The organism is Myxococcus sp. CA040A, from assembly GCF_013336725.1.
GTDB lineage: Bacteria > Myxococcota > Myxococcia > Myxococcales > Myxococcaceae > Myxococcus > Myxococcus llanfairpwllgwyngyllgogerychwyrndrobwllllantysiliogogogochensis.
Window position 1 is genome coordinate 1198623 of the sequence record NZ_JABUMR010000004.1, and the last position, 19203, is coordinate 1217825.

General features: G+C 68.6%; 14 protein-coding genes. 8 read left to right on the forward strand and 6 right to left on the reverse strand.

Features of this window, described 5'->3' with window-relative positions; genetic code table 11:
* Positions 1-19: 19 nt before the first annotated feature.
* Positions 20-610, reverse strand: coding sequence for a DUF4291 domain-containing protein (locus tag HUA75_RS21795; RefSeq protein WP_174487452.1), 591 nt, complete (start codon positions 608-610; stop codon positions 20-22).
* A 262-nt stretch (positions 611-872) separates the two neighbouring features.
* On the opposite strand from HUA75_RS21795, the gene HUA75_RS21800 reads away from it, so the two are divergent.
* From HUA75_RS21800 to HUA75_RS21810, 3 genes are all read left to right on the forward strand, one after another.
* The gene (locus HUA75_RS21800; protein ID WP_174487453.1) at positions 873-3089 is read left to right on the forward strand and encodes a M4 family metallopeptidase; all 2217 of its coding nucleotides are present in this window, start codon (positions 873-875) and stop codon (positions 3087-3089) included.
* 317 nt (positions 3090-3406) lie between these two features.
* Entirely contained in the window at positions 3407-5623 is a 2217-nt protein-coding gene (locus HUA75_RS21805) for a M4 family metallopeptidase (RefSeq protein WP_174487454.1), read from the forward strand.
* 139 nt (positions 5624-5762) lie between these two features.
* Positions 5763-7637, forward strand: coding sequence for a M4 family metallopeptidase (locus HUA75_RS21810; RefSeq protein WP_174487455.1), 1875 nt, complete (start codon positions 5763-5765; stop codon positions 7635-7637).
* Positions 7638-7675: 38 nt separating this feature from the next.
* Here HUA75_RS21810 and HUA75_RS21815 read toward each other — a convergent pair whose 3' ends face one another.
* The gene (locus HUA75_RS21815; RefSeq protein WP_174461746.1) at positions 7676-8845 is read right to left on the reverse strand and encodes a hypothetical protein; all 1170 of its coding nucleotides are present in this window, start codon (positions 8843-8845) and stop codon (positions 7676-7678) included.
* A 157-nt stretch (positions 8846-9002) separates the two neighbouring features.
* Here HUA75_RS21815 and HUA75_RS21820 point away from each other — a divergent pair, with 157 nt between their 5' ends.
* Complete coding sequence (locus HUA75_RS21820; protein WP_141647878.1) at positions 9003-9221, forward strand: hypothetical protein; 219 nt, start codon at positions 9003-9005, stop codon at positions 9219-9221.
* A 189-nt stretch (positions 9222-9410) separates the two neighbouring features.
* Here HUA75_RS21820 and HUA75_RS21830 read toward each other — a convergent pair whose 3' ends face one another.
* Positions 9411-11099 (reverse strand): glutamine--tRNA ligase/YqeY domain fusion protein, encoded by a 1689-nt coding sequence (locus HUA75_RS21830; protein ID WP_174487456.1) that lies wholly within the window; start codon positions 11097-11099, stop codon positions 9411-9413.
* Between the two features lie 156 nt (positions 11100-11255).
* Positions 11256-12410 carry a glycosyltransferase gene (locus tag HUA75_RS21835; RefSeq protein WP_141647871.1) on the reverse strand — a complete coding sequence of 385 codons (1155 nt, stop codon included), beginning with the start codon at positions 12408-12410 and terminating at the stop codon, positions 11256-11258.
* A gap of 165 nt (positions 12411-12575) precedes the next feature.
* Between HUA75_RS21835 and HUA75_RS21840 the strand changes: the two genes are divergently transcribed.
* Complete coding sequence (locus HUA75_RS21840) at positions 12576-13475, forward strand: alpha/beta hydrolase (RefSeq protein WP_141647872.1); 900 nt, start codon at positions 12576-12578, stop codon at positions 13473-13475.
* A gap of 8 nt (positions 13476-13483) precedes the next feature.
* Here HUA75_RS21840 and HUA75_RS21845 read toward each other — a convergent pair whose 3' ends face one another.
* Positions 13484-14263 (reverse strand): arginyltransferase, encoded by a 780-nt coding sequence (locus tag HUA75_RS21845; RefSeq protein ID WP_174487457.1) that lies wholly within the window; start codon positions 14261-14263, stop codon positions 13484-13486.
* 188 nt (positions 14264-14451) lie between these two features.
* Here HUA75_RS21845 and HUA75_RS21850 point away from each other — a divergent pair, with 188 nt between their 5' ends.
* From HUA75_RS21850 to HUA75_RS21860, 3 genes are all read left to right on the forward strand, one after another.
* The gene (locus tag HUA75_RS21850; protein WP_141647874.1) at positions 14452-14700 is read left to right on the forward strand and encodes a hypothetical protein; all 249 of its coding nucleotides are present in this window, start codon (positions 14452-14454) and stop codon (positions 14698-14700) included.
* A gap of 184 nt (positions 14701-14884) precedes the next feature.
* Entirely contained in the window at positions 14885-15736 is an 852-nt protein-coding gene (locus HUA75_RS21855; protein ID WP_141647875.1) for a glycosyltransferase family 2 protein, read from the forward strand.
* Positions 15733-17190: an alanine racemase gene (locus tag HUA75_RS21860; RefSeq protein WP_174487458.1), complete on the forward strand. Its 1458-nt coding sequence runs from the start codon at positions 15733-15735 to the stop codon at positions 17188-17190. Before HUA75_RS21855 ends, HUA75_RS21860 begins: the two co-directional genes overlap by 4 nt.
* A gap of 406 nt (positions 17191-17596) precedes the next feature.
* Here the strand turns inward: HUA75_RS21860 and HUA75_RS21870 are convergent, their stop codons facing one another.
* Positions 17597-19099: a carbamoyl-phosphate synthase gene (locus HUA75_RS21870; RefSeq protein ID WP_254625298.1), complete on the reverse strand. Its 1503-nt coding sequence runs from the start codon at positions 19097-19099 to the stop codon at positions 17597-17599.
* Positions 19100-19203: the final 104 nt, after the last annotated feature.

The following is a 19203-nucleotide window of genomic DNA, read 5'->3' on the forward strand; positions in this document are numbered from 1 at the left end:
AGGCGTCGTGCCCCCCGCGTCACATGCCCAGCCGGCGCACCAGCTCCACGGGCACCGGATAGACGGCCTCCCTGGGCAGCAGGCGCATGGCCTGGTCCGCGCGCCCCTCGTCCAGGTGCTTGCGCAGCTTCTGCACCAGCGGCGTCAGGTCTGTGATGGAAACCACCCAGTCCTCCACGAAGCGCTGGATGATGCCGCGCCCCAGGCCCACCTGGATGCTGTCGTGAGGGAGCCCCGCCCCCCGCACCGTGCGCTCCGGGTCCCACTGGACATGGACGGACGCTCGCTCGAAGGCCTGTCGCCATGCCTCCGGAGTGCCATGGGCCTTGGGCTCATACCCCGTGAGTACCGCTTCACCGAGCGCCGCCTCCCACCCACTGCGTCGGATGCGCACCGCGAGCGTGCGCTCCTGGCCGCTCTTGCGGCCCCAATTCGAGCGGTGCATCAGCCACAGGAAGCTGGGTTTGATCCACGTCATCCGACCCACTGAGAACGGCGGGCCGAACTTCTGCTGTCTCACCGCCACGTCCGCGATGGCGTCCGGATAGGCCTGGTAGACCACCATGGACGCCCGGTCGAAATCGGCGCGAATCTCCCGGACGGAACTCACCGCCAGGTGCCCGCCAGGGCAAGAAGGCTGTTGCCAACCGTCGTCATACCTCGCACATTAACACAGGGGTCCCTACGAACCCGCGTCGATAGACCCTCACCGACGGGCATCACCCAGACTCTCAACACCTGGAAGACTGTGACAGAAAATGTCACACTTCGCGTTTATTGCGGGAAATGCAATGAAGTTGCTGCTGTCGACTTGTTCTTGAGATGCCTTTGGCTTCACCATGACGACCTCATCATTCGTTTGGGGGAATCGCATGCTCGTGAAGAGAGGTCGCGGAGTTGTAGGCGCCACGCTGCTGAGCCTGACATTGGGGGCTTGCACGGAGGCCAACACATCCAAGGATGCGAAGGATGCGGTGACCGAGAAGGCCTCGGCGGCGCTCTCGGGTGAGCACCAGGTCCTCGCCGTCGACAAGGACTCCACCCCCACCTTCGTCAGTGGTCTGTTTGGCGCGGCGCCGACCAGTGTCGCCGCCGTCCGGGGTGTCCAGGCGGAGACGCTGGCGCCCGTCATCGCGCGCGTCGCCCCCCTGTTCAAGGTGAAGCCCGACCAGCTCTTCCTGAAGCGGGCCTATGTCGGCTTCGACGGGGACGCGCACTTCCGCTATGGCGTGCGCCTCAACGGCGTGGAGATCATGGGCGCGGAGCTGCGGCTGCACGCTCGCAACGGCCAGGTGTTCGCCGCCAACGGAAACGCGCGGACCGACCTGCGCGCGCCCGTGGGCGCCAATGTCTCCGCGGAGCTGGCGGTGGAGACGGCCCAGAAGGACCGCGCCTCCCCGCCGAAGGCCGCCATCGAGGGCAAGCCGGAGCTGGTCTACTGGCTCGACAGCGGCCAGTACCTCCTGGCGTACCGCATGCGCATGACGGGCGAGCAGAAGGACGGCACCCCGGTGGACGACACCGTGCTCGTCAACGCTCGCTCGGGAGACCTGTTCGAGCGCTACACCAACATCCACTCGGCGCTGGTCCGCCGGGTCTATGACGGTGGCAACACCACGACCCTTCCCGGCACCGTGGGCCGCAACGAAGGAGACCCGCCCGTCGCGGACCCCATCGTCAACGCCGCCTACGACAACCTGGGCGCCGTCTACAATTGCTACAACGACCTGTTCGGCCGCGACTCCTACGACAGGGCAGGCGCCACGCTCATCGCCACCGTTCACCACCGCGTGAATTATGTGAATGCGTTCTGGAATGGGACGCAGATGGTGTTCGGGGACGGCGACGGCACCACCTCCCTCAACCTGGCCCTCAGCCTGGACGTGACGGCCCACGAGCTGACGCACGCCGTGACGGAGTTCGACTCGGACCTCATCTACTCCGGCGAGTCCGGCGGCCTGAACGAGGCCATGTCCGACATCTTCGGCGCTGTGTGTGAATGGCACGCGGAGGCGCGGACCATCAATGCCGGAACGTACCTCGTGGGCGAGGACGTCTGGACGCCCGACGTCGAGGGGGATGCCCTTCGCTACATGAACAACCCCACGCAGGATGGGGACTCGCTGGACGACTACGGCGACTACACCTCCGGCGTCGATGTCCACTACAGCTCGGGCATCGCCAACCTGGCGTTCTATCTCCTCGCGCAGGGTGGCACGCATCCGCGCTTCCCCACGCGCCCGGCGGTGGCGGGCATCGGTATCGAGAAGGCCGCCCGCATCTTCTACAAGGCGAACCTGGACTTCTTCCTCCCCGGCACCAACTTCGACGCGGCGAAGGCCGGGACGGAGCAGGCCGCCGCGCAGCTGGGCTACGACGCGGCGACCATCGCCTCCGTCAACGCGGCGTGGAAGGCCGTGCAGGTGGGCGTCATCTTCGAGCCCCCGAATCCGCGCCAGCTGGTGCGCAACGTCCCCGTGGTCCTCTCCGGAGCCCGCACCACCAAGGAGTATGGCTGGGGTGAGGTGCCCGAGGGCGCGACGAACCTGCGCTTCTCCCAGTCGGGTGGAACGGGCGACGCGGACCTCTATGTCCGCGTCGGCAACTACCCGACGACGGGCTCCTACGACTGCCGCCCCTACCTCTCCACCAACAACGAGGCGTGCATCTTCGCCAATCCGACGCCCGGCAAGTATTACTTCATGGTCAACGGTTTCACTGACTACGCCAATGCGTCGCTGGTGATGACGTACCAGGGCGGCTTCTTCCCGCTCGAGCCCAACGTGGTGGTGGGTGGCCTGTCCGGCGCAACCAACGACACCCACGGCTTCTTCGTCCAGATTCCCGAGGCCCCCGAGGGCGGCTATCGCAACGTCACCGTGCGCGTCGAGGGCGGTACGGGCAACGCCGACCTCTACGTCCGTCGCGGCGCCATCCCCACCCACAGCGACTACGACTGCCGAAGCATGAAGGAAACCAACGCGGAGCGCTGCGACCTCAAGTACGTCGAGGGTGGCAAGTACTACGTGTTGCTCTACGGCGCGAAGGGCGGCTACGCCAACGCGTCCGTCGTCGTCACCTACCGCTGAGCTGAACCGACCTGATGCAAGACGGCCCACCCGGTCCGGAGGCGTGAAGCCTCGGCGGGTGGGCCGTCGCATTTCCGGCCACCCCATGAGACCTGGCGGGTGGTCCTCAAGTCCTGGCATGGAGTGACGTGAACTGTCACACGCGTCGCGCCATCGCCTCCCACTCCGCCAACAAAGACTGACATCGATGGGGAGCTCTCGCGGGGTAGGTCCAGACCTGCCTGTTGCGTGAATCGCGATGAAGTCGGGGTGCGCCTTGTCACTGAGCTGCCTTTGGCGTCAACATGACGACCTCATCATCCGGCTGGGGGAAGCGCATGCTCTTGAAGAGAGGTCGCGGAGTCATAGGTGCCACGCTGCTATGCCTGACATTGGGAGCCTGCACCGAGGCCACCACGCCGAAGGAAGGCAAGGACGCGGTGAGCAAGAAGTCCTCGGAGGCGCTCACCGGCGCGCACCAGGTCATCGCCGTGGACCAGGACCGGGTTCCCACCTTCGTCAACGGGCCATTCGGCGCCGCGCCGACGAGCGCCGACGCCCTCCGGGGGCTCCAGCCGGCGACGCTGGCGCCGGTCCTCGCGCGGGTGGCGCCGCTGTTCAAGGTGAAGCCCGAGCAGCTCTTCCTGAAGAAGGCCTACGTCGGCTTCGACGGGGATGCGCACTTCCGCTACGGGGTGCGAGTCAACGACGTGGAGGTCATGGGCGCGGAGCTGAGGCTGCACGCTCGCGATGGCCAGGTCTTCGCCGCGAACGGTGACGCACGCACGGACCTGCCCGCCCCCGAGGGCGCCAGCGTCTCCATGGAGCTCGCGGTGGAGGAGGCCCGGAAGGACCGCGCCTCGCCGCCCGACGCCACCCTCGTGGGCAAGCCCGAGCTCGTCTACTGGCGAGATGACGGACAGCTCCTGCTCGCCTACCGGCTGCGCATGACGGGCGAGACACGCGGGGGTGAGCGCTTGGATGACACGGTGCTCGTCAACGCACGCTCGGGCGACGTGTTCGAGCGAATCACCAACCTCCACGGCGCGCTGAACCGCCGGGTCTACGACGGCAAAAACGGACCCGGCCTTCCCGGCACCCCGAGCCGCATGGAGGGACAACCGCCGGTCCTCGACCCCGTCGTCAACGCGGCCTATGACAACACGGGCGCCGTCTGGCGTTGCTACAAGGAGCTGTTCAACCGCGACTCCTACGACAACGCGGGCGCCGCGCTCATCACCACCGTTCACCACCGGGTGAACTATGTGAACGCGTACTGGGATGGCGTGCAGATGGTGTTCGGCGACGGCGACGGGACCACCGCCTCCATCCTGCCCTATGCCGTCGACATCACGGCCCATGAGCTGACTCACGCGGTGACGGAGCATGAGTCGGACCTCATCTACTCCGGCGAGTCCGGCGGCCTGAACGAGGCCATCTCCGACATCTTCGGCGCCGTGTGCGAGTGGCACTCGGAGGGCAAGGTCATCGACGAGGGGACGTTCATGATTGGCGAGGACGTCTGGACGCCGGAGACCCCCGGGGACGCGCTTCGCTACCTGTTCAACCCCAAGCTGGATGGGGAGTCGCTGGATGACTACGCCGACTACAGCTCGGGTGTCGACGTCCACTACAGCTCGGGCATCGCCAACCTGGCGTTCTATCTGCTCTCCCAGGGGGGCCATCACCCGAGCCATCCGGACTGGCCCTTCGTGGAAGGCATCGGCATCGAGAAGGCCGCCCGCATCTTCTACAAGGCGAACGTGGACCTCCTGACTCCGTCCTCCCGCTTCGAGACGGCGAAGGTCGCCACGGAACAGGCCGCCGCCCAGTTGGGCTACGACGCGGCGACCATCGCCTCCGTCACCGCCGCGTGGAAGGCCGTTCAGGTGGGCGTCATCATCCTGCCCCCGCTCCCTCCCCCCCTGGTTCCCAACGTCCCCGTGGTCTTCTCCGCCGCCCGTGGCGTCAAGGAGTATGCCTGGGGTGAGGTGCCCGAAGGCGCGACGAACCTGCGCTTCGCCCTGTCGGGTGGAACGGGCGACGCGGACCTCTATGTCCGCTTCGGCAACGCCCCGACGACCTCCTCCTATGACTGCCGGCCGTATATCACCGGCAACAACGAGGCGTGCTCCTTCGCGACTCCCGCGTTCGGCAAGTGGTACGTGATGGTCAACGGCTTCACCGCCTACGCCAATGCGTCGCTGGTGATGACATACCAGGGCGGCTACCTCGCGCTCGAGCCCAACGTGGTGGTGGGCGGCCTGTCCGGCGCCACGAACTCCACACAAGGCTTCTTCGCCCAGATTCCGGAGGCCCCGGAGGGCGGCTATCGCAACGTCACCGTGCGCGTCGAGGGCGGAACGGGCAACGCGGACCTCTATGTCCGTCGCGGCGCCATGCCTACCCACAGCGAGTACGATTGCCGCGGCATGAAGGAAGGCAACACGGAGCGCTGCGACCTCAAGTATGTCGAGGGCGGCAAATACTACGTGTGGCTCTACGGCGCGAAGGGCGGCTACGCCAACACATCGGTCGTCGTCACCTATCGCTGACGCGAGAGGTTGAAGGACGGCTCCCCGTCCGTGGGGCGTGTCTCCACGGGCGGGTGGGCAGCCGAGGTCCTGGTCGACTTGTCATCGTGCGAGTCCTGGCTTCACCATGGCGACTTCATCATTCGCCGGGGGAATGCACATGGGCTGGAATCGAGGAGGCAGGGTCCTGGGAGTCGTCGTGCTGGGATTGTCGTTGGGCGCGTGCGCCGACACATACACGCCCGAGGACCGCCCCGGCGGGGTGGCCGAGAGTCGGGCCACTCTTCCACTCGCGGAGGGAATCCAGGTCATCGCCGTCGACGCGGACTCCGTCCCCACGTTCGTCAACGGGGCGTTTGGGCAGGTGCCCTCCAGTCCCGACGCGGTGCGAGGCATCCAGGCGGAGGCGCTCGCCCCTGTCATCGCGCGCGTGGCGCCGCTGTTCAGGGTGAAGCCCGAGCAGCTCTTCCTGAAGAAGGCCTACGTCGGCTTCGACGGGGATGCGCACTTCCGCTTCGGCGTGCGGGTGAATGGCGTGGAGGTCATGGGCGCGGAGCTGCGACTCCACGCTCGAGATGGCCAGGTCTTCGCCGCCAACGGGGAGGCGCGCACGGACCTGCCCGCCCCCCTCGGCGCCACGCGCTCGCCTGCCATGGCGGGAGAGGTGGCTCGCACCCATGGCGCCTCCCCTCGCGACGCCGTCATCGCGGGCGCACCGGCGCTCGTCTACTGGCGCGACGGGGCTCGGCTCCTGCTGGCCTACCGGCTGCGCGTCACGGGAGCGGCGGAGGACGGGGGCCCGGTGAACGACACCGTGCTCGTCAATGCACGCTCGGGCGAGGTGCTCCTGAGGTACTCGAACCTGCACTCCTTGCGGTCTCGCAGGGTGTATGACGGTCGGAACACGAGCACATTGCCCGGCACGATGGCTCGCGCGGAGACTCCGCCCTCCCTGGACCCCATCGTCAATGTGACCCATGACAACCTCGGCGCTGTCTATGCCTGCTACTGGGAACTCTTCGGTCGCGACTCTTTCGACAACGCGGGAGCGCCGCTCATCGCCACCGTCCACCACCGGGTGAACTATGTGAATGCCTTCTGGACCGGGACGCAGTTGGTCTTCGGTGATGGCGATGGGGTGAATGCCCACAACCTGGCCCTGGCCGTGGACGTGACGGCCCACGAGCTGACGCACGGGGTGACGGAGCACGAATCGGGCCTCATCTACTCCGGCGAGTCGGGTGGCATGAATGAATCCATGTCCGACATCTTCGGCGCCGTATGTGAATGGCACGCGGAGAACCGCACCATCAACGCGGGCACGTTCCTCCTGGGCGAGGACTTCTGGACTCCCACCCACTCGGGAGACGCGCTTCGCTACATGAGCAACCCCAGGCTGGATGGGGTCTCGCTGGACGACTACAGCAACTACACCTCCGTCGTCGATGTCCACTACAGCTCCGGCATCTCCAATATGGCCTTCTATCTGCTCTCCCAGGGGGGCCGTCACCCGAGCCATCCGGACTGGCCCTTCGTGGAAGGCATTGGCATCGAGAAGGCCGCGCGCATCTTCTACAAGGCGAACATGGACATGCTGACTCCCTCCTCCGGTTTCCTGGCCGCGAGGATTACGACGGAGCAGGCCGCGATTCAGCTTGGCTATGACGCGGGCAACGTGGCGTCGGTCACCGCCGCCTGGGAGGCAGTGAACGTCAGAGCGCCCGTGATTATCGACGTGGCGAAGGACGTTCCCATTCCTCTCCGGGCGCCCGTGGGGAAGTCCTGGCTCGGTAGGGGGATGGTTCCCACTGGAGCCCGGGACTTGAAGTTCACCCTGTCGGGGGGAACCGGGGACGCGGACCTGTATGTCCGCTTCGGCGACCAACCCACGACGACCCTCTATCAGTGCCGCCCCTTCCGGCTGGGAAACAACGAGCAGTGCATCTTCCCCTCGCCCGCCGCTGGCGCCTGGCATGTCCTTGTCCATGCCGCCTCCGCCTATGACGGCGCCAGCCTGGTGATGACCCACCTGTAAGGCCCCGCGCGCGCCCACTCCCACGGGGTGGGCGCGCTTCACAGCCGTCCGTGCGGCACCCGGCCCTGCTGGAACGCATCCACCTGGAGGAACGTGAAGGGCTGGTCATACAGGAGCCGGTCCTGCTGCCGCGTGCGGAACAGGTCCACGATGAGGTTCATCCGGTCCGACAGGCTCCCCCAGTCCCGCGCCGCGCTGCCCGCCGTGTCGTCCGGTGACCTGTCCAGTGCCGCCATCAACGCCACCAGCTCCGGATGCGACAGCCGCTCCAGGGCCGGTGGGAAGTCCCGCTCCGCCGTCAGCGCGGGCAGGTCCTCCCCCAGCCGCAGCGTCACGTCCGGCAGCTCCATCTTCATCAGCATCCGCGTCGCCAGCTCGCGCCACAGCCGCTCCAGGCGCTGGGCCAGCGGCGCGAAGCCTTCCCGCAGGCCCCACTCGGACAGGCTGCGCGCCCGGGGATTCGGGTCCGCCCGGACGAAGGCGACCAGGTGCTCCAGGAACAGCTCCTTCACCGGCGCGTTGAGCGCGGCGACCACGGGCCCCTGCAGCCGCGCCTGCTCGTGGTAGCCCACCAGCGCGTTGGCCAGGAACATCAGCTCCGCGTGGGCCTTCGGGTCCTCGGTGAAACACGCCTCGTGGTAGTGCCGCACCGCGCGGATGAGCAGGTCCTGCCCGCCTTCACCCACAGGCCCGGGAGCCAGCCGCGACACCACCGCCTCCACTCGCGACGGCTCGGGCGAGTCCATGCCAGTGAAGTTCGCCAGGAGGTCCGTGTACAGCGGCCCCAGCTCCTGGAAGACCACCAGGTTGCCGCGCGCGGTGTGACGGGCCACCTCGTCGAGCACGTCCTCCACCGTGCGCGCCAGCACGTACTGGATGCCCACGGACGCGCCCCACGCGCCCAGGAGCCGGTCCTGCAGCTCCGAGAAGCCGCGCGTCACCGCGTCCGCCCGCTCCAGCAACTGCGCCATCACCCCTGGCAGCACGTCCTTGCGGATGAAGGCCCCCGCCGTCTTCGAGGCCCACGTCGAGAAGCCACACCAGCTCAGGTCCTCCTCGCCGAACACGTCGGTGAGGGCCACTTCGAGCACGTGGTACGTCTGGGTGATGTGGAGGTTGCGCAGGACGGGGTCCTCCATCTGGATGATGGCCTCCACCTCCGCCTGTGTGGGAACGGGCCACCAGCGCGGCAGCGTGCAGCAGACCATGGTGGAGGCGCCTCCCGAGAAGCCGGGGACGGAAATGCCCCCAGCCAAGAAGTCGGGACGCGGACGCCCGGAGTCAACGGGCCACCGGGCCCTCGCCCGGCCGCGGGGGCGAGACTCCGGCTTGCGAGTCCTGGTCACCCCTGACAGGCTGCCAGGCATGGTGCCGCTGACAGACCGGGCCGCCCTGCCCCTGGAGCAACGAGCAGCGCTGGAGCGAGAGCTCGCGCCCCTCACCCTGCTCCAGGACGTGGTGCGCTGGGGCTTCGCCAGCACGCCGCCGCGCGACGTGACGGAAGTGGTGGTGCAGGACGAGTTCACCCACGACGTGGTGCTGCCCTGGAAGGACGGCGGCTACCTCGTCTTCGACACCACCTGACTCGGCGGAATCAACGCGGTCTCCGTGTGGGACCGTCGACCCAGCGCAGACGAACTCCTCGACGCCCGGCTCGCGGCGGGCTGGACGCCCACGCCCACGAGCACCGTCGACGGGGACGTCATCCTGGGCCACGCCGCGTGCAGGGTGCCGCCCGCGAAGGACGGGGCGACACCCTGAGCGGCGAGGGGACTACTTCCCCTTGCCCTGCTCCTTCACCCACGAGTCCTTCAGGGTGACGGTGCGGTTGAAGACGGGCTTGCCCGGCTGCGAGTCCTTCGGGTCCGCGAAGAAGTACCCCAGCCGCTCGAACTGGAAGCGGGACTCCGGCGTCGCCTGGGCAAGGCCCGGCTCCACGCGCGCGTTCCTGAGGACCTCCAGGCTCGCCGGATTGAGGAAGGTGGTGAAGTCCTTCGCGTCATCCGAGTCCGGGCTCTCCACGGAGAAGAGCCTGTCGTACAGCCGCACCTCGGCGGTGGGCGCGTTGCCCGGCACCCAGTGCAGCGTGCCCTTCACCTTGCGGCCATCCGGCGAGTCACCGCCGCGAGTGGCCGGGTCATAGGTGCAGCGCAGCTCCGTGATGTTGCCGGCCGCGTCCTTGATGACCTCCTTGCAGGTGATGAAGTACGCCGAGCGCAGGCGCACCTCCTTGCCCGGCGCCAGGCGGAAGAAGCCCTTGGCGGGGACCTCCATGAAGTCCTCCGCCTCGATGAACAGCTCGCGCATGAACGGCACCTTGCGCGTGCCCATCTCCGGCTTCTGCGGGTGGTTCTGCACCTCCAGGAGCTCCTCCTGGCCTTCCGGGTAGTTCTCCACCACCACCTTCAGCGGGCGCAGCACCGCCATGGCGCGAGGGGCCGTCTCGTTCAGGTCCTCGCGGATGCACAGCTCCAGCACGCCCATGTCGATGAGCTGCTGCGTCTTGCTGACGCCCGCGCGCGTGGCGAAGTCGCGGATGGAGGCCGGCGTGAAGCCCCGGCGGCGCAGGCCGCTGATGGTCATCATCCGGGGGTCGTCCCAGCCGGAGACGTACTTCTCCATGACGAGCTTGAGCAGCTTGCGCTTGCTCATCACCGTGTAGTTGAGGTTCAGCCGGTTGAACTCGTACTGATGCGGCCGGTCCCCCTGGATGAGGCTGTCCACAATCCAGTCGTACAGCACGCGCCGGTTCTCGAACTCCAGCGTGCAGACGGAGTGGGTGATGCCCTCAATCGCATCCGACAGGCAGTGCGCGAAGTCGTAGAGCGGGTAGATGGGCCACGCCTCGCCGGTGCGGTGATGGTGCGCGTGGCGGATGCGGTAGATGGGCGGGTCCCTCAACACGGGGTTGGGGGACGTCATGTCGATCTTGGCGCGCAGCGTGTGCTTGCCGTCCGGGAACTCTCCGCCGCGCATGCGCTCGAAGAGGTCCAGGTTCTCCTCCACGGAGCGGGTGCGGTACGGGCTGTCCCGGCCCGGCGTGGTGAAGTCGCCGCGGTACTCGCGAATCTCGTCCGCCGACAGGCTGCACACGTACGCCTTGCCCTGCTTGATGAGCTGCACGGCGAAGTCGTAGAGCTTGGGGAAGTAGTCGGAGGCGAAGAACTTCCGGTCGTCCCAGTCGAAGCCCAGCCACTTCACGTCCCGCTGGATGGACTCGACATAGTCGGTGTCCTCGGTGACGGGGTTGGTGTCGTCGAAGCGCAGGTTGCACAGGCCACCGTATTGCTTCGCCAGCCCGAAGTTCAGGCAGATGGCCTTGGCGTGGCCGATGTGGAGGTAGCCATTGGGCTCGGGCGGGAAGCGGGTGAGCACGCGACCACCGTGCTTTCCCGCGCGCCGGTCTTCCTCGATGATTTCCTGGAGGAAGTTCAGGCCCTGCGTTTCGTTCGTCGTCGTCATGATGGGGGCGAATCCTCGTGAAGCCGCCCGGGGCCGGCAAGCGATTCCTTGCACCCTCGCCGTTCCCAGCGGGCCTCGGAGGAGAACACCCGGGCCGGGCGCCCCCTTCCAACGCAGGGCGGCGGGGCCTCCGGACGGAAAAGCCCCCAGGGGGCCTCAGAGGGACGCCAGCAGCGCTTCCCAGGCCCCCAGGGCCCGCGTCGCCGACAGCTCCTCCGCGCGGGCCCGGGCCCGGCGGGACAAATCCTTGCGGTGCACCTCGTCGGTGACGACGCGTCCCAGCGCCTCCGACAGCGCCTGGGGGTCCTCCAGGGGCACCAGGACCCCGTGGCGGCCATGCTCCAGGACCTCCGCCGGCCCGGAGGGACAGTCCGTGCTGACCACGGGGCACCCCAGGGCGAGCGCCTCCAGCAGCACCATGGGCAGGCCCTCGAAGCGCGAGGACAGGGCGAACACCGCGGCCTTTCGCATCAACGCGTGCGGATTGGCGGCGAACCCCGGCATGAAGACGGTGGACTCCACGCCCAGCGAGCGGGCCAGGGCCTTCAGGTCGGCCTCCAGCGAGCCCACCCCGAGGATGAGCAGGTGCTGGTCCACGCCCCGCTTTCGCGCGAGCGCATGGGCGCGGATGAGCACGTCGAAGCCCTTCTGGGGCTCCAGCCGGCCCACGGCGATGACCACGGGCTTGTCGAAGACGGCCGGGGCCCAGTCGGGCAGCGGCCCTTCCCCGGCGGCGCGCACGACGTCGCCATCCACGAAGTTGGGGATGACCTGGAGTCGCTCCTCGGGCACGGGCACCAGCGACTGGAAGGACCGGGCGGTGTCATGGCCGCAGGCGACGATGCGGTTCATGCGCGGATACAGCAGGCGCAGGCCCCAGAGCTGTCGGCGCGGCTGCTCGCGATGGAAGGCGCCCCAGTCGAAGTGGATCATCCCGACCACGGGCTTGTTGAGCAGCCTGCCCGCCAGGCAGGCCAGCAGCGCGGCACGGCCCTCCTGGCCCGCGACGATGACGTCGGCCTCGCGCGCATGGCGCAGCAGGTGCCAGAGGTACACCGGCAGGCTCTGCCGATGGTAGTCGTAGGAGTCGGTGGCCCAGACGACCTCGGTGTTCCGGGGCAGTCGGTCCTCGCGGTCCGGCGGAGGGCGGTGGTGGAAGAACAGCCGGGTGGCGAAGCGCTCGGAGTCCAGGCCCGCCAGGATGTTGCAGACCGAGCGCTCGATACCGCCAGCGCCCATGAACACGAGCGTGAAGAGCACGCGCTTCCGGCGGGGGTCTTTCGAGGCGTCTCGTGGCACCGGTTGCAGCATCCAGCCCCCACTCCCCAGAAGGCGGGTGCACCGTAACCCAAGGAGGCATACCCGCCAACAAGACGAACGGGCCGCTCGCCCTCACGGGACGCGAGCCACCGGACTGACGCACACAGCCGGGCCACTCGGCTAGGCTCGCGCGCGTCCACGCCTTCCACTCCTCTCGTGAAAAACCCACTCCGCTCGCGCGTCCTCGTCTTCGTGGCGTCCCTGCTCTGCGTGTTCGCCGCCGGCGGATTCCTCGCGGTGCGCGGCCACCGCATCGGGCAGGGCCTGCTGCATCCGCCCCATGTGCCGGTGGAGCGGCCCGTCGCCTCACTGGAGCTCTCTGGCCTTGAGGACGTGAGCTTCTCCAGCGTTGACGGGCTGACGCTGCGCGGCTGGTACGTGCCGTCGCGAAACCAGGCGGCGGTGGTGCTGGTGCATGGCTTCGCGGACAACCGCGCGCAGTTGCTCTTCGAGGCTCGCGCGCTCGCCCGAGCGGGTTATGGCGTGCTGCTGTTCGACCTGCGCGCGCATGGCGAGAGCGGCGGAGACCGCGTGACGTGGGGCGACGGCGAGCGGCGCGACGTGACGGCCGCGCTGGACTTCGTCTCCAAGCGCCAGGACGTGGACCCGGCGCGGCTGGGCCTCTTCGGGTTCTCCATGGGTGGCACCACCGCGCTGCTGGTGGCGGAGACGGACGTCCGCGTGAAGGCGGTCGTCGCGGCGGGCGCGTATCCCGCCCTGGAGGCGGACGTGTACTCGGGCTATGGCCGGTGGGGCGCCTTCAGCGCGGAGCCGGTGCTGTGGACGCTGCGGCACGCGGGCGTGGACGTGGACGCGGTGCGCCCCATCGACGGCATGTGCCAGCTCCAGGGCCGGCCGCTCCTGCTCGTCAACGGCGACGTGGACCCGGACGCCCCCGCCAAGCTCCAGGCCAGCCTCTTCCGCGCGGCCTGTGAGCCCAAGTCCCTGTGGGTCGTCGAGGGCGCGGGCCATGGCGAGTACTCGCGCGTCGCACCCGAGGAATACGCCCGCCGGCTGCGCGAGCACTTCGACCGGGCCCTCTTGAACGCGGGCTGACGCGAGCGCTACGGGGTGCCGTCCGGCTCGGAGGTCGGCTCGGGCGCCACCGCCGGAATCTCCCACGTGGGGGCCGAGTCCAGCGCGGGCCGCCCCACGAGCAACTCATGCGGCCGGAAGCCGCCCTTGTAGCGCAGCGACGCGCACGCCTGGACGCGGTAGCCCAGGTACACGTGGGGGATGCCGCGAGCGCGCGCCAGCTCCACCTGGAACACCACGTTCGCGGTGCCGAGCGACAGGGCCGCGCAGGCCGGGTCGTAGAAGAAATACACCGCGCTCCACGCGCGCGGCGTCTCGTCGCAGATGCCCAGCGCCACCAGCTTCGGGCCGCCCTCCGCGCCATCGTCGTAGAAGGCGACCTCGCGCGCGGAGGGATGGGGGAACGAGAACTGGAGCGAGTACTCGCGCAAGGTGAGCGGCGAGGGCTCCCACTCCCGCGTGGACTCGCGCTCCGCGTGCCACGCCCGGTAGAGCGCCAGCCGCTCGTCGTCCACACGCGGCACGTCCACCTCCACTCGCAGGTGCGCGCACGCCGCACGGGCGCGTCGCTGGCTGCGATTGGGACGAAAGCCCTCCACCGGCAGGCGCAGCGAGACACATTCGCCACAGGTGGCGCAGGCGGGCCGGAAGTACAGCGGGCCGAACCGACGCCAGCCGCGCACCAGCAGGTGCTCGTACTCCTCCGGTGACACGTCCTGCATCACCAGGTTCTCCAACGACGCCTGCTGCTCGGGCAGGTAGCTGCACGCGCGAGGGGCTTCGACTTCGTGTGCCAGCAGGAGGGCCATGTCCGTCCAAGTTCCTCTCCGGCGGCCCGCCCGGCGTCAAGTCGGACGCGGGTGTCAGGATGCCCCGCGGCCAGGGAGCCACGCCCCGACAGTCTGTCATGTCGCGCCCCGGACGCATCCCCGACGGGAGGGCATGGCATGGCGACTGCAAACATTCTCGGGTGACTCCCACGTGAAGGCGGAAGCACATGGCCCGAGACTGCCTGCAGCCCTGGATGGACCGGCTCGCCCACGCCGAGCTGGAGACCGAGGACCTCGTGCCTCACTCCGCCTTCGTGGGGGGAGCGTGGGACGACCAGCGGCTGGGGACTCGGACCTTGAGCGCGCGCGCCGCCAACCCGGACAGGCCTGTCCTGCCAGCGAGGCTTTCCCGGCAGGTCGGTGAAGACCCCGGGTGGGAGACGGACGACTTCGAGTTCGCGGTGGCGAGCTACTGAAGACCGCGTCACCCCCTGACGAGTGGGCGTCCATCCTGGACGCCGCTTCTCAACCTCATCCAGTTTGAGAACGCGCGAGGCCCCGCACACCTTGCGCGGCGGGCAGGCAGCCGCGCAAGCCGCGCGCGGGCTGGAACACCAAGGCGTCTTCCCGGCCCCCGGCGCCAGCGCGTATAAGTCTGACATGTCCGCAATCGATGTCTCGGTGGTGATGCCCACCCACCGACGAGAGAAGGAAGTGGTGGAGGCCATCCGTTCGGTGCTTCGCCAGGAGGGAGTCCAGGTCGAGGTCATCGTGTTGGATGACACGCCCGAGGGCACCGCTCGGGCGTCGGTGGAGGGGCTGGGCGATGAGCGCGTGCGCTACGTGGTGAACGACCCGCCCTCCAAGGGCCGTCCGGCGGTGGTGCGCAACCACGGCGTGACGCTGGCGCGCGGGCGCTACCTGCACTTCCTGGATGACGACGACATGCTGGCGGACGGCGCGCTGCACGCCATGGTGAGCGCGCTGGACGCGCGTCCCGACGCGGGCGTGGCGGTGGGCTGGGTGGTGCCCTTCGGCGACGACGCGGACTGGCTCAAGGACAAGAGCGAGTACTTCGAGTGGGCCGCCAAGGTGGGCTCCACGACGCCCAACAGCGCGTGGACGGTGGCGCACATCCTCTTTCGCGGAACGCTGTACGTGAACTCGGCCTGCATGGTGCGCCGCGAGCACTTCTCCGCGCTGGGCGGCTTCGACGCGTCCATCCCCGTCTACGAGGACGTGGACTTCTACCTGCGCGGCATCCGCGCCTTCGGCCACGTCTACGTCAACCGGCCCATCCTGCACTACCGCACGGGCCGGCCCTCGTTGATGCACAACCTGGGCAAGGACGGCACGCTGGTGATGCAGTCCAACGAGATGATTCACGGCAAGTACCGCAAGACGAACGGCGTGTTGGAGTACCGCGCGCTGCAGTTGTTGATGCGTGCGCTGCCCTTCGACGTCGCCAAGCGGCTGCCGCTGCGGTTGCCGAAGCAGGGCCGGGTCTCATGAGCTTGAAGAATCGCCTCGTCGGAACGGCCAAGCGGCAGATGAAGCAGACGCTGCGGCCGGTGCTCCAGCGGGCCATGGCGCCCAAGCGCACGGAGATTCCCGCGTCGTACTGGGGGCTGGAGCACCTCCCCGGCCAGGGCCTGTGCCTGGAGGGTGTGCCGCTCAAGGCGCTGGTGGAGCGCTGGGGCTCGCCGCTGCACGTGGTGCACCTGGCGGCGCTGCGGCGCAACGTGGAGCGCTTCCTGGCGGTGCCTCAGGGACGGGCGGGCGGCTGCGAGGTGTTCTACTCGTACAAGACGAACCCGATTCCGGGTGTGCTGTCGGTGCTGCACGGCATGGGCGTGGGCGCTGAAATCATCTCCGCCTACGAGCTGTGGCTCGCGCTGAAGCTGGGCGTGGCGCCCGAGCGCATCGTCTACAACGGCCCGGTGAAGTCGGAGGCCTCGGTGCGAGAGGCCATCTCCCGGGGCATCCAGTTGCTGGCCGCCAATCACGCGGAGGAGCTGGGCACGTTCGCGCGCATCGCGGCCGAGCTGGGCAAGCGCCCGCGCGTGGCGCTGCGGGTGAGCACGGACAGTGGCTGGGCGGCGCAGTTCGGCACGCCCGTCGCCGGGGGCGCGGCGCTGCGAGCGTATGCGCAGGCGCGTGCGTCGTCACACCTGGACGTCGTGGGGCTCCACGCGCACCGGGGCGCCACCATCCGGACGGAGGGCGAGTTCACCGGCTTCGTGGAGGCGGTGCTCGCCTTCACGGACACGCTGCACCAGGAGCTGGGGTTGGATCTGGAGGTGCTGGATTTGGGCGGCAGCCTCTGCACGCCGTCGGTGGAGCACATCGCCGAGCGCGACTGGCGGCTCAACCTCACCTTCTTCCGCGACGTGCCCGCGCCGGACCCGGACGGGGCGCTCGGCATCTCCCGCTATGTGGCGCTCGCGGTGGAGCTGGTGGAGTCACACTACGCGCGGCGGGGCCGCAAGCGTCCGCGCATCTTCCTGGAGCCGGGGCGCGCCATGACGGGCGACACACAGTTGCTCCTGGGCCGCGTGCACACGCTCAAGCAGGGTGACGACCGGACCTGGGCGGTGCTCGATGCGGGCGTGAACCATGCCGAGTGCGTGCGCAACGAGTACCACCAGCTCTTCCATGTGGACCGGCCGGATGCGCCCGCGTCGCGCGTGTACACGGTGGTGGGGCCCATCTGCACGCCGGGCGACACGCTGTACCACGCGAAGCGGCTGCCAGAGCTGACCGAGGGCGACACGCTGGCCATCATGGACGCGGGCGCCTACTTCGTGCCGTTCGCCACGTCCTTCTCCTATCCCCAGCCCGCCATCATCGCGTTGGACGACGGGAAGGAACTGCTACTGCGCCGGGCGGAGACGTTCGAGGACCAGATTGCCCTCGACACCGTGACGGGCGCGGCGGCGACTCCCAGCAAGACGGAAGCCGCCTGAGCAGTCCCCCTGAGCCCCCTATTCATGACGTAGGAGGCGCAGCAGGTGGCATTCGACGAGGTCCAGTAGCTCTTCCTCCCGGCACCATCTCCCAGAGGTGCTCCGCCGGGAGCCTGCCTCGAAGTAGGCAACGCCCTGCGCGAAGACCGCCACGGAGTCGTGCGCCTCTTGCACCCCGTGGTGGGGCGCGGTCGTCAGCGAGAGCTGCCCCATCCCGGTCACTGCGAACACACCGCGCAGGCCTCCCAGCCGCTGGAGCCGCTCCAGCAGACAAACCAGCACGGGAGAAGGGCACCCCGATGGGAATGGCTGACGCCGAAAGGTCTCGACCAGGGTGCGCTCTTCGAGCGGAAGCCACATCGCAAGCCCCTCCGCTGGCTGCCCATGCAGCCAGCGTTGTCCCCCACTACCGGTTGAGCACCATCATCCGGAGGAAGGCGCGAGGGTGGCGCGCGGAGCCGTAGAGAATCTGCGCGACCTCCACCGCCGTGGGCATCATGTCATCCGAGTCGATGAGCGGATCCACCGCCACGTCCCGGTGCTCGCCCAGCCAACGCCGCCACTGACGTGCCTCGTCGACGGGGAGCGCGCCGGAGAGCCGCTGGAGGTTGAGCAACATCTCCAACGCAATCCGGTTGCAGAACACCTCACCCTTCCCCGTCCACTCGCGCGCCGCCTTCACCACGCCCTGGAGCGCGGGCTTGTCACCCAGCGCCGCGTGGTAGGCCATCAGCGGCAGCGGCAGGCCTCGCGCGATGTCGAAGCCCATCTGCCCGTAGTAGCGCGGGTTGAAGTCGATGAGGAGGAAGTCGTCCTTCGTCTGGATGAACTCCACCTCGAAGACACCGTGGTAGCCCAGCTTCTGGCACAGCCGCTTGAGGCCGTCCGACAGGTCCTGGCGCACCGGCGCGGACTCGAAGCACACGCCCACGCCCAGCCGGCGCGGACGCTGGAGCACCTTCATGGCGCCCCGCACCTCGAACAGCTCGCCGGATTCGTCCACGAAGCCCGACAGGCTGTAGATGCCCTGCGCCGCCTCCGGATGGAACTCCTGCACCATCGGCCGCGCCACCGCCGGGTCGAAGTTCACCAGCATGGGCGCGTACCCGTCGCGCGCGAAGGCCCGGTACTCCTCCACCAGCTGCGACGGCTCCGCCACCGGCAGGCCCTTGACGTGCGTGGAGTAGAGAATCTGCGTCGTCGGCTTGATGAGGACCGGGAAGCGCGCCTCGCGGGCGATGGCCTCCAGGTCCGCCTCGGACTCGGGGAACCAGGTGCGCGGCAATGTCAGCCCCACCGCCTGGCCCGCCTCGAAGAGCTTGCGCTTGTTGAGCAGCCCGTACACCGCCTCCACGCCCGGGTCATAGAGGTGGAAGTACTGGGACAGCTCCCGGGCATGGACAGACACCAGCCACGCCAGCTCATCGCTCGTCGGGTACAGCACGTGCCGATGCGGCTCCCTCCGGCCGAAGTCCAGCAGCCACTCCATGAACGCCTCGGGCTGGGATTCGGGAGGACACTGCACGCGCCGCCCGACGAAGCGGGACCAGCTCGCGGGGCCCAGACGGCCGGGGTCGGCCACCGTGACGTCAATGCCATTGCGCCCGAAGCAGCGCGCGGCGGCGAGCGTGCCGTAGAAGCTCGCGGAGAAGAGCAACGCGGACGGCCGCCCCTCCACGCGCGGGCGCGCCGCCTGTTCCACCTTCACGTCTTCTGCCTCCACCTGAGCTGTCTCCAGTCTCTCCACGTCCTCCAGCCTGCGCGGGCGCGGGGGCGCCCTGCGGGCCGTGGCCTGGGCATGCGCGCCGACACCTGAAGCCTGGGTCGACACAGGCGTCGCGGTAGCCGCGGCGAGCCCGGCGGTGAGGAGTGAGAGGATGTGCCGTTTCATACCTTGGGCACGCAACATAGCCGCCCCCCCCACCATTTGCCCCTGTCCACTTCGCGTCCATTGTTCCGCGGGCCCATTCCCCCAGGCCCTTCGGCCCCGGAACATCCGACCGGGTCCGCCGC